This is a genomic window from Acinetobacter kanungonis, assembly GCF_009939195.1.
GTDB classification, from domain to species: domain Bacteria; phylum Pseudomonadota; class Gammaproteobacteria; order Pseudomonadales; family Moraxellaceae; genus Acinetobacter; species Acinetobacter kanungonis.
Map to the genome: position 1 here is coordinate 255,209 of NZ_JAACKC010000002.1, position 12,213 is coordinate 267,421.

The window sequence follows — 12,213 nt, forward strand, 5'->3', positions numbered from 1 at the left end:
TTATATTTGGGGATGGTAATACAATGAATCATATTTTCCGTCAATTTTCTATGGGTGCAGTAGCGATGGCGGTGATGCAAGCTGCCAGCGCGCAAGTGAGCATGACAAATGTTGTGCCGATGCAAATACCGGGACAAGGTACAGAAATTCGTGTGATGTTTAATGGGATTCCACCACAACCACAAGCCTACCAGCTGGAACAACCATCTCGTCTGATTTTAGACTTTGACAAAGCGCAACAGACCTTAAAACAAAGCAATATTAAAGTCGCGACAAAAGAAGCAAGTTCGGTCGATGTGTCTTCAGATGCCCAGCGCTCACGCTTAACGGTGAATCTGGCTGATGCAGGTGCGTTTACCACACGTGTTGAAGGCAACACCTTTATTCTGAAAATTAATTCAACCAATAATAATTTTGCCACACCAGTAGCGACCAGTGTCAAGGCATCAACTCAAGGTGTTTCAAATATTGGTTTTCAGCGTGGCTCGGAAGGTGAAGGTCAAGTTGTTATTGATTTGTTAGGCAGCAACACGCCTGCAGATGTCCAACAACAAGGCAGTAAAATTGTGGTACGCATGTTGGGAACTAAAATTCCAGCCCATTTAACTCGCCGTTTAAATGTGAATGACTTTGCGACACCAGTGGCGACTGTGGATGCTTATAATGATGGTAATAATGGAGTCATTACCATTCAGTCTTCTGGTAGTTATGAATATATGGCTTATCAGGCGGAAAATAAGCTGACAATTAGCTTGAAACGCCCTGTTGATAAGAACCCAATGAAACCGCATGCGTCAAATAGTTATACAGGCAAGAAAATTTCACTCGATTTCCAGGATATTGAAGTACGTCGTGTATTGCAGTTATTGGCTGACTTTACTGGCATTAATATGGTTGCTGCGGATACAGTGCAAGGCAATATTACACTGCGTTTAAAAGATGTTCCTTGGGATCAAGCACTCGACATTATTCTTAAAACCAAAAACCTAGATAAGCGTCGTAATGGTAATGTGATCTGGATAGCACCTGTTTCAGAGCTCATCAAAGCCGAAGAAGAAGAAGCGAAAGCAATCGCACAAAGCGTAAAGCTTGCTCCTCTGCAAACCGAATATATTCAATTGAACTATGCCAAAGCTAGTGACATTGAAAAAATGATTACGCAGGGTAAAAATGCTTCGAATTCAGGCGGCAATACTGGTGCTTCAACAGATCCACTGGGAGATAGTGTCGGTAGTTTATTGAGTCCACGTGGGACGGTTTCAATTGATCCTCGTACCAATATGCTGATTATTAATGATACCTCACAGAAAATTGATCAAATTCGTAAGATGATTGATCTATTAGATGTGCAAGTACAACAAGTGATGGTTGAAGCACGTATTGTGCGTGCATCGACTTCATTTACCAAAGAGATGGGGGTGAAGTGGGGGATTCTATCGCAAGGGATTAATAGTAATAATGATCTCTTAGTAGGTGGTAGTGACCAGACGCTATGGGATCTAAAAACACCTGATGATGATGGTAAATATACCATCCAACGTCCAGATAACTTGAATGTGGATTTGGGTGTCACTAATCCTGCGGGTCAAATTGCATTTAGCTTAATCAGTTTATCTGATTTTATGTTGGATTTAGAGCTTTCAGCTTTACAGGCGGATGGTTATGGTGAAGTGATTTCAACACCAAAAGTACTGACAGGCGATAAGCAAAAGGCTAAAGTCGCGACAGGTCAAGAAGTGCCGTATCAAACTACGACCAATTCGGCTTCAGGTTCAACTGCAAGTACTTCATTTAAAGAGGCTTTGTTAAGCCTTGAAGTAACACCAAGTATTACCCCAGATGGTAAAGTTCAAATGCAGCTTGATATTGCGAAGGACTCGATTGCAGGTGAGGCACCAAATGGTGAGTTGATCTTGAATAAAAACACCATTACGACCAATGTCTTGGTAAATAATGGTGAAACGGTGATTTTGGGTGGAGTATTTGAGCAAACGACTACGAATTCACAAACCAAGGTACCTTTCTTGGGGGATATTCCTTATTTAGGCTGGTTATTTAGAAAAGATACCAAGTCAGATGACAAGCAAGAGCTCTTGATTTTTGTGACACCGCGAATTGTTAATGACAGTGTTTCAAGAAATCATTAATATATTTTCAATTTAAACAAAATTAATAGGTGACTCCTTGCCAAGCAAAGAGTTTAATTCCCTACCAAATATCTATTTGGTAGGGCCGATGGGGGCGGGAAAAACAACAGTTGGACGGCATTTGGCGGAATTGTTAGGCCGAGAATTTCTAGATAGTGATCATGAAATTGAGCGAAAAACAGGGGCGACCATCCCGTGGATTTTTGAAAAAGAAGGTGAAACGGGGTTTCGTACCCGTGAAACTGTTGTGATTGATGAGTTGACCACACGCCCTCATTTGGTACTTGCTACAGGTGGTGGAGCAGTCACTCAAGCTCCGAATCGTGATTTTTTAAAGCAACGTGGTATTGTTGTTTATCTCTATACTCCCGTCGAAATTCAGTTACAGCGGACTTATCGCGATAAGAATCGCCCGTTGTTGCAAGTGGAAAATCCTGAGCAAAAACTCCGAGATTTACTTGCGATTCGAGACCCTTTGTATCGTGATGTTGCTCATTATGTGATTGAGACCAATCAAGGTGCTGCACGAGATCTGGCACATAAAATCTTAACCATGATTACCTCACAACCGATTGATTGAATAGAAAAGCAGTTGAATTCATGCAAACTTTACATGTAGAACTCGGTGAACGCCGTTACCCTATTTTCATTGGCAGTAATTTAGATCCTCAAACTTTACTTGCGCCTTATATTTTTGGGCAACAAGTGATGATTGTGACCAATACCACGATTCAACATTTGTATTTAGATCACTATGTGCAAGCAATTGAGGCTTTGGGTAAGAAAGTCGCTACTTGTATTTTGCCTGATGGTGAAAAATATAAAGATATTCAACATTTGAATCTGATCTTTGATGCTTTGCTTGAAGCGGGTTTTAACCGAGATTGTACGGTATTGGCTTTAGGTGGTGGAGTCATTGGTGATATGGCAGGGTTTGCATCTGCTTGTTTCCAACGTGGTGTGTATTTTATCCAAGTACCGACGACACTATTATCTCAAGTGGATTCCAGTGTGGGTGGTAAAACTGGCATTAATCATCCACTCGGAAAAAACATGATTGGGGCTTTTCAGCAACCGCAAGTGGTGCTGGCAGATATGTCGCAACTGAAAAGCTTGCCTGATCGTGAATTATCCGCTGGTTTAGCAGAAGTAATTAAGTATGCTTTGCTTGGAGATGAGGACTTTCTGGTCTGGCTTGAAGCAAACATGGAAGGGTTGGTTGCGCGTGATCCTGCATTATTGGCTGAAGCAGTTTATCGTTCTTGTGCGCATAAAGCGCACATTGTTGCAAATGATGAAAAAGAACAAGGTGAACGAGCGCTGTTGAATTTAGGCCATACCTTTGGTCATGCGATTGAATCCTATTTAGGTTATGGGGTGTGGTTGCATGGTGAGGCTGTAGCAACAGGCATGGTGATGGCAGCAGATTTGTCTCACCGTATGGGATGGATTTCTGAAGCCGATCTTGAGCGTACAAAAACAATCATACAGCATGCAGGTTTGCCGATAGTATGTCCTGCGATTCCATTAGATGACTTCTTGGGTTATATGGCGCATGACAAAAAAGTGCTGAATGGTCAATTGCGACTGGTTTTGTTAAAACAGCTTGGTCAAGCCGTGATCACCAAAGAATTCGATGTAGAATTGATGCAGCAGGCAATTGTTGCGAATCAAATATAATAGAAGGTTACATATGACAACGCTCCGCACACATTGGCAAAATACACAGCGCTATATCTGGCTTGTGGGCGGAGTGGTGTGTCTTTTTATTGCATTGATATTTTGGGCGGGTTCGGATAGTAGCGAAGAACTGGTAGAGGTCAATAAAGCAGTTGAATCAGATGCAGAGTTACAGATTCAGCCTGCACGCGTCACAGCAACAACCAATTTAGGCACATTACAAGAAGAGGTGCGCCCGATTGCACTGACTACTAGAGTGGTGGCAACGGGAAATCATGCGAGTGAATTTCGTGGCAGTAAGTTTATTGCAGAGCAAAAAAATAAAACGGCGATTGAGCTTTTTCATGTAACTGAAGAAGACATTATTAAAAGTTATTTAAATAAGCAGGCGAATCGACAAAATTATTTTTATCTCCGTTTAAGCGGAGAACAACAGCAAGAACAATATGTTTTGTTTTATGGTGTGTACTCAGATGAAAATGAGGCGAAGCAGGCACTTGCACAGCTTGACCTGAAATTGCCTGCATCTGTACAGCCTCAAGTACGAGCTTTGGAAGACTACGCAGCTCAAGTGAATGATATGGGTATGGAGGAAATGCAGGGTTCGACTCAATTATACGCTGTGAAACTCAGTCCTGCGGCTCTACCTAAAATTGATGCAACTATGCTCAATGCAAATAAGCCGAAGCCCGCGAGTGCTAATTCAAGTCAAGCCGATGTGGGTAATGCGACCACGAGTACTACGGTTACGCGCAGAGATGCGCAAGGCAATGTGATTGATGTGCAAAAATCTCAATCTCATACCGAGAATAATTCAAAATCAACCAGTCCAACGTCAAACAGCAGCACTCCAGTGCGCCAAGAAATTGCAGATCCGTTTAATTAATCGTTCTAAAATGGCGCATACTGTGCTATACCAATGGTTAAATGCGCAAAAATGGTGCAATTAAAATAATGCTTAAAAGATGCCAACCTAGGTCGAACACTTGATATTTCTACCTTTAAAAGAATTTAATCAGCGATCATAAAATTGGCATATTTTTTGCTTAAATGGTGCATGATTTGAGTTGATGTCACTATTTTGGCGCGAAAAGATTCAAAGAGTGTGCGAAAACATCAAGATTGCCTGCTTTAAAAGAGTGCGCAAAAGTCGCAATAGTTTCTTGCACTTCGGTCATGTACAAAAGACAAATTCAGTCTATCTTTGACATGAGAGTGCAAGATCATTGCATTAAATTGATCTTAGTGTGAGAAAGTTAGACTAAGTCGCAAAGAAGTTCGATAGTCAGCGCCCGTTTCAGGGCCAAGTAGAAAGAAGGGTACGCTATGCACATGCCATCGCCTAATACTGTAGCTCCCGCTCAAGGTTTATACCAACCGGATGAGTTTAAAGATAACTGTGGTTTCGGCCTTATTGCACATATGCAAGGGGACGAAAGTCATGATCTGGTCAAGACCGCTATTCATAGCTTGAGCTGTATGACCCACCGTGGTGGTATTGCCGCCGATGGTAAGACAGGGGATGGATGTGGTTTATTGTTGGCAATGCCAAAACAGTTTTTCCGCGAAGAAGCGAAGAAACTGAGCGATATTACCCTGAGTGAAATTTTTGCGGTAGGCACCATTTTTCTGAATTTGGACCCAGCAATCGCGGCACACTCAAAACAAATTCTGAGCAAAGAAATTGAAGAAGAAGGTCTGCGTGTTTTGGCTTGGCGTGTAGTGCCAACGAATAATGCAGCGCTGGGTGAAATTGCGATGCAATCTTTGCCAGCCTTTGAACAGATTATTGTGAACTGCCCTATGGGAGTTACTGAGGTTGAATTTAACCGTAAGTTATTCTTGGCACGTCGTCGTGCAGAGCAGCAACTTAGCAATGATCCGTCATTCTATGTCACAACACTGTGCTCAACTGTCATCAGCTATAAAGGTTTGATGATGCCTGCTGCGATTGCAGACTTCTATACAGACCTTGCAGATGAACGTTTGGCATCACATATTGTGGTGTTCCATCAACGCTTCTCAACCAATACTTTGCCGCGTTGGCCATTGGCTCAACCATTCCGTTACCTTGCACACAATGGTGAGATCAACACAATTACTGCAAACCGTAACTGGGCAATGGCACGTACGCCAAAATTTGCAAACCCATTATTACCAGGCTTAACTGAGCTTAAGCCAATCGTAAACCGTACTGGCTCTGACTCTTCAAGCTTGGATAACATGCTTGAGATTCTTGTTGGTGGCGGTATGGATCTGTTCCGTGCACTGCGTATGCTTGTACCACCAGCGTGGCAAAACGTTGAAACTTTAGATGCAGACTTACGTGCATTCTATGAGTTTAACTCGAAGCACATGGAAGCGTGGGATGGTCCTGCAGGTCTGGTGATTCAGGATGGTCGTCATGCAATCTGTATGTTAGACCGTAATGGTTTACGTCCAGCGCGTTGGGTGATCACCAAAAATGGTTACATCACTTTAGCGTCTGAAATTGGTGTGTGGGATTATCAACCTGAAGATGTGATTTCTAAAGGTCGTGTTGGTCCTGGTCAGATTTTGGTGGTAGATACTTTCACAGGTAAATTGCTAGACACCAAAGATGTCAGCAACCATTTGAAGAAAATGCGTCCATATCGTGAATGGTTGCGTGAAAATTCAATTCGCCTGCAAGGCAGCCCAGAACTAGAAGAGTATTTGTGCGAGCAAGGCTTAAAAGGTGATGACCTGAAAGCAGCGCAAAAAATGTTTATGGTGACCTTTGAAGAGCGTGACCAATTATTACGCCCAATCGCGGAAAGTGGTCAGGAAGCGGTAGGTTCGATGGGTGATGACACGCCGATGGCCGTGTTGTCGCGTCAAGTTCGTCATGTATCGGATTACTTCCGTCAACAGTTTGCGCAGGTAACGAATCCACCAATCGATCCATTACGTGAATCAATTGTCATGTCATTGGAAACATGCTTTGGTCGTGAGCAAAACGTATTTGAACAAGGTCCAGAACATGCAGATCGTTTAATTGTCTCAAGTCCTGTACTGTCAAACTCGAAAATGCATCAAATCCGTACTCTAGGTCGTAAGGGTTATGAAATTGCAGATATCGATTTGAACTACGCTGAGAGTGAAGGTTTAGCGGCAGCAATCACGCGTATCTGTGAAGAATCTGCACAAGCGATTCGTGATGGCAAAACTTTATTATTGCTTTCGGACAAAAAAATCCGTGAAGGCTATTTACCTGCCAATGCTGTGATGGCAACAGGTGCAGTCCATCACCACTTGATTAATGTTGGTTTACGTACCGATGCCAACATTATTGTGGAAACTGGTTTTGCCCGTGATCCACATCAATTTGCGGTAATTTTAGGTTTTGGTGCAACCGCAATTTATCCATACTTGGCTTATGACGTGATCAATGACTTGATTGCAAAAGGCGAGTTATTGGGTGATCCAATTCACGCACAAGCCAACTTCCGTAAAGGTATTGATAAAGGTTTGTTGAAAGTTCTGTCTAAGATGGGGATTTCAACCGTTGCCTCTTACCGCGGTGGTCAGCTGTTTGAAGCTGTGGGTTTATCTGAAGAAGTGGTGGGCAAGTGCTTTACGGGCGTACCTAGCCGTATTAAAGGTGCAACCTTTGTTGACCTCGAAAATGATCAGAAAAAATTGGCAGATACTGCGTGGAAATCACGTAAGCCAATCGATCAAGGTGGCTTGCTGAAATTCGTATTCGATAAGGAATACCACGCATTTAACCCAGACGTGATCAATGCTTTACATAAAGCAGTGCGTTCAGGTGATTATGCAGACTTTAAAGAATATGCTGAGTTGGTCAACCATCGTCCAATTGCAACCATCCGTGACTTATTTAAGTTAAAAACAGACAACTCAATTGCATTGGATCAAGTGGAATCAGTTGCGGCAATCTTGCCACGCTTTGACTCTGCAGGCATGTCTTTAGGTGCCTTATCGCCAGAAGCACATGAAGCGATTGCGATTGCCATGAACACTATTGGTGGTCGTTCAAACTCAGGTGAGGGCGGTGAAGATCCTGCGCGTTACGGTACGATTCGTAACTCGAAAATCAAACAGATTGCATCAGGTCGTTTTGGTGTAACACCAGCCTATTTAACTTCTGCAGAAGTATTACAGATTAAAGTCGCGCAAGGTGCAAAACCAGGTGAAGGTGGTCAGTTACCAGGTGGTAAAGTGAATGGCTTAATTGCACGTTTACGTTACTCAGTACCTGGGGTAACACTGATTTCTCCACCGCCACACCACGATATTTATTCGATTGAAGACTTGTCACAATTGATCTTTGACTTGAAACAAGTCAATCCAAAAGCGATGGTGTCGGTGAAACTGGTTTCTGAACCAGGTGTGGGTACAATCGCAGCGGGTGTTGCTAAAGCCTATGCCGACTTCATTACCATTTCAGGTTATGACGGTGGTACAGCAGCATCTCCACTTTCATCAATTCACCATGCGGGTTCGCCATGGGAATTGGGTCTTTCTGAAGCACATCAAGCGCTTCGTGTGAATGACTTGCGTGGTAAGGTTCGCGTACAAACCGATGGTGGTTTAAAAACAGGTTTAGACGTAGTTAAAGCCGCAATTTTAGGTGCAGAAAGCTTTGGTTTTGGTTCAACTCCAATGATTGCTTTGGGTTGTAAATACCTTCGTATTTGTCACTTGAACAACTGTGCAACCGGTGTTGCAACGCAGCAAGATCATTTACGTCAGGAACACTACATCGGTGAACCTGAAATGTTGATCAACTTCTTCCACTTCATTGCGGAAGAAACACGTGAATGGTTAGCGACATTGGGTGTAGCTAGCCTGAAAGATTTGATTGGTCGTACCGACTTGCTTGAAGTATTACCAGGTGAAACTGAAAAGCATGCTCACCTAGATTTAAGCGCATTGCTTGAATCGCATCCTGCAGCAGAAGGTAAGGCACAATATTGCCAAGTTGAAGGTAATGCACCATTCGACAAAGGCGTGTTGGCTGAGCAGATGGTTGCTGAAATGTTGCCAGCGATTGAAGCAGGTACGGGGGGCGAATATAGCTTCACAGTCGGTAACTGTGACCGTTCAATCGGTGCACGTATTTCAGGTGAAATTGCACGTCGTTACGGCAATTTGGATATGGAAGCTCATCCTGTAGTGATGAATCTTACCGGCACAGCGGGTCAATCTTTAGGGGTTTGGAATGCAGGTGGTTTGCACATCAAACTTGAAGGTGATGCGAACGACTATGTGGGTAAAGGCATGGCAGGCGGTCGCGTATCGATCTTCCCACCAAAAGGTTCACCGTTCCAAACCCAAGAAACGGCGATTATTGGTAACACCTGTTTATACGGTGCGACAGGCGGTAAGTTATTTGCTGCGGGTACTGCGGGTGAGCGTTTCGCGGTGCGTAACTCAGGTGCCTTTGCTGTGATTGAAGGTGCAGGCGACCATTGCTGTGAATACATGACTGGTGGTGTGGTGACTGTACTCGGTAAAGTGGGTCACAACTTTGGTGCAGGTATGACAGGTGGTTTTGCTTACGTACTCGACTTGGATAATGACTTTGTCGACTACTACAACCACGAGTTAATTGAGTTGAACCGTATCTCAACAGAATCGATGGAAGAGCATAAAGAGTTCTTATTGCGTATTCTCGATGAGCATATTGCTGAGACGGGTAGTGCGTGGGCGTATAAGATCCGCAACGAGTTCGATTTTTACAGCCGTAAATTCTGGCTTGTAAAACCAAAAGCTGCTAACTTGCTTACGCTTTTGAAAACGACCAAAGCTGATCCACAATAATTCCACTACTGCAGATATATAGGCAGGTGCAGCAGAGAAAAATGACTGCACCTACCCACGGAGAGAGACATGGCAGAGCGCCTAAATAATGACTTTCAATTCCTGGATGTCGCACGCCAAGATCCAGAGAAAAAAGATATTACTGTCCGCAAAGCAGAGTTTGTGGAAATTTATAAACCGTTTACTGCGGAAGTGGCTGCGAACCAGACCCACCGTTGTTTAGGTTGTGGTAACCCGTATTGTGAATGGAAATGTCCAGTACACAACTACATTCCAAACTGGTTAAAACTGATTGCAGAAGGTCGTATTTTCCAAGCGGCTGAACTTTGTCACCAAACCAATACCTTGCCTGAAGTGTGTGGTCGTGTTTGTCCACAAGACCGTCTATGTGAAGGGGCATGTACCCTGAATGATGGTTTTGGTGCAGTAACGATTGGTAATGCTGAAAAGTATATTAACGATACGGCTTTTGCACTTGGCTGGCGTCCAGACATGTCACATGTGAAATGGACGGACAAGAAAGTTGCGATTATTGGTGCGGGTCCTGCAGGTCTAGGTTGTGCTGATATTTTGGTCCGTAATGGGGTAAAACCAGTGGTCTTTGATAAGCGTCCTGAAATTGGTGGCTTACTCACCTTTGGTATTCCTGAATTCAAAATGGAAAAAGACGTGATGAAGCGTCGCCGTGAAATTTTCACGGGGATGGGCGTTGAATTCCGTTTAAATACTGAAATTGGGACGGATATCACCATTGAACAATTACTTGCTGATTATGATGCCGTGTTCATGGGGATGGGAACTTACACTTATATGAAGGGTGGTTTCCCAGGTGAAGATTTAGACGGTGTTTATGATGCCCTTGACTTCTTGATTGCCAATGTCAACCGTTGCCAAGGCTGGGAGAACGATCCAAGCGAATACATTAGTGTTGATGGTAAAAAAGTGGTTGTGTTGGGTGGTGGTGATACCGCGATGGACTGTAACCGCACTTCATTACGTCAAGGCGCACATGATGTGACCTGTGCATACCGTCGTGACGAAAGTAACATGCCGGGTTCTGCACGTGAAGTAAAAAACGCTTATGAAGAGGGTGTGAAGTTCCTGTTCAACCGTCAACCAATCGAAATTGTCGGCGAAAATGGTAAAGTTACGGGTGTGAAATTCGTAACGACACAAATGGGCGCGCCAGATAGTCGTGGTCGTCGTAGCCCTGAGCCTGTTCCAGGTTCTGAAGAAATTTTACCAGCAGATGCGGTCTTACTTGCATTTGGTTTCCGCCCAAGTCCAGCGGACTGGTTTGCTGGTGCCAATATTGGTTTAGATGGTTCGGGTCGTGTTGTTGCTGCTGAAAAGCAACAATATAAATTCCAGACGTCTAACCCGAAAATTTTCGCAGGTGGCGACATGGTACGTGGTTCTGACTTGGTTGTGACTGCAATCTGGGAAGGACGCCAAGCTGCAGAAGGGATTCTAGACTATCTCGATGTTTAATTTGACTTGATATCGTTCAAATTAAGCACATTTTAAAACCCACTTCGGTGGGTTTTTTTATGACGATTTGACCAATAATCGGGCTGAGCCATTTGGCAAATGGACTAAGCATTTTTGCCATTTAGTGATGGCGATGACATTTGGATACTGAGACTTTGTATTTTGACTAAAGTTGAGATGTCACCATGCTGAACCCGACGACAGAAAAATCATACTTAAATCGTCCTCAAGCACACGGTATCACTGTGCGCCAGTTGCAGTTTAATCCGAAAGCGATTCATCGCCATTATTTTGCCAATTCTCCTGTAATGTCACATTTGCTGACCGCTTTATCTTCAACATTTCCGATTGGTGAGCATTTTTTTGTGCATAGTGTGCGTAATGTACGGGATCGGGTGACTGATCAAGTTTTACAGGCGCAGATTGCAGCATTTATTGGGCAGGAAGCCATGCATTCCAAAGCACACACGGAATTTAATCAGGCTTGGCGACGTGATGATTATCAGCTGGATCGTTTTCAGGCATGGCTGGCACGTAAAGACCATCATGTCAAAAGTTTACATCCCAAAATTCAGTTGGCCATTACCTGCGCCTTTGAGCATTTCACTGCTTTATTAGGAGGTTATATTTTGCGTCATCCTGAAGTGTTGAGTACTTTAGATGAAGATGCTCAAAAATTGTGGGTCTGGCATGCCATAGAGGAAATTGAACATCGCGCTGTGGCTTTTGATGTGCATCAGCATATATATGGGGATGATGCTGTACGCCGCATGATAATGCGGAGTGTGACCACAGGATTTGCCAGTTTAACTTTTTATTCTGCGACACGTCTGTTTTGGCAAGACCGAAAAAGGAGTGTCCTGAAAGTAAAAGGGAATATCTTTGGCATCTATCTATTGTTAAAAATGTTGGTGCAGTTGGCACCTGAATATTGGAGTTATTATCAACGGGACTTTCATCCAGCTGCCACGCTTACATAAGATTGAACTGGTTTGGGTCGGGAATTCCCCGACTTTTTTGTGCTTAAAATAAAACAAATCAAACACAAGCAAAATAGATTCGGTCTACAATGTAGTCATTCAGTGAA

General features: G+C 43.5%; 6 protein-coding genes and 1 pseudogene. All 7 read left to right on the forward strand.

Annotated elements, in window-relative coordinates:
- The first annotated feature begins 23 nt into the window (after window positions 1–23).
- Window positions 24–2,147 carry a type IV pilus secretin PilQ family protein gene (gene pilQ / locus GWK51_RS05375; RefSeq protein WP_161933073.1) on the forward strand — a complete coding sequence of 708 codons (2,124 nt, stop codon included), beginning with the start codon at window positions 24–26 and terminating at the stop codon, window positions 2,145–2,147.
- Window positions 2,148–2,184: 37 nt separating this feature from the next.
- Window positions 2,185–2,727 carry a shikimate kinase AroK gene (aroK, locus tag GWK51_RS05380; protein WP_161932965.1) on the forward strand — a complete coding sequence of 181 codons (543 nt, stop codon included), beginning with the start codon at window positions 2,185–2,187 and terminating at the stop codon, window positions 2,725–2,727.
- Window positions 2,728–2,747: 20 nt separating this feature from the next.
- Complete coding sequence (aroB, locus tag GWK51_RS05385) at window positions 2,748–3,827, forward strand: 3-dehydroquinate synthase (RefSeq protein WP_161932966.1); 1,080 nt, start codon at window positions 2,748–2,750, stop codon at window positions 3,825–3,827.
- 13 nt (window positions 3,828–3,840) lie between these two features.
- Window positions 3,841–4,713 (forward strand): hypothetical protein, encoded by an 873-nt coding sequence (locus tag GWK51_RS05390; RefSeq protein WP_161932967.1) that lies wholly within the window; start codon window positions 3,841–3,843, stop codon window positions 4,711–4,713.
- Window positions 4,714–5,159: 446 nt separating this feature from the next.
- Window positions 5,160–9,635, forward strand: coding sequence for a glutamate synthase large subunit (gltB, locus tag GWK51_RS05395; RefSeq protein ID WP_161932968.1), 4,476 nt, complete (start codon window positions 5,160–5,162; stop codon window positions 9,633–9,635).
- Window positions 9,636–9,704: 69 nt separating this feature from the next.
- Window positions 9,705–11,126: an FAD-dependent oxidoreductase gene (locus GWK51_RS05400; protein ID WP_161932969.1), complete on the forward strand. Its 1,422-nt coding sequence runs from the start codon at window positions 9,705–9,707 to the stop codon at window positions 11,124–11,126.
- 185 nt (window positions 11,127–11,311) lie between these two features.
- A pseudogene (locus tag GWK51_RS05405) lies at window positions 11,312–12,091 on the forward strand (metal-dependent hydrolase); the annotation flags it as partial.
- Window positions 12,092–12,213 lie beyond the last annotated feature (122 nt).

What these genes read in the sequence shown, in the direction of transcription:
- pilQ (WP_161933073.1), top strand. Translation starts at nt 24, where the DNA reads ATGAATCATATTTTCCGTCAATTTTCTATGGGTGCAGTAGCGATGGCG.
- aroB (WP_161932966.1), top strand. Translation starts at nt 2,748, where the DNA reads ATGCAAACTTTACATGTAGAACTCGGTGAACGCCGTTACCCTATTTTC.
- GWK51_RS05390 (WP_161932967.1), top strand. Translation starts at nt 3,841, where the DNA reads ATGACAACGCTCCGCACACATTGGCAAAATACACAGCGCTATATCTGG.
- gltB (WP_161932968.1), top strand. Translation starts at nt 5,160, where the DNA reads ATGCCATCGCCTAATACTGTAGCTCCCGCTCAAGGTTTATACCAACCG.
- GWK51_RS05400 (WP_161932969.1), top strand. Translation starts at nt 9,705, where the DNA reads ATGGCAGAGCGCCTAAATAATGACTTTCAATTCCTGGATGTCGCACGC.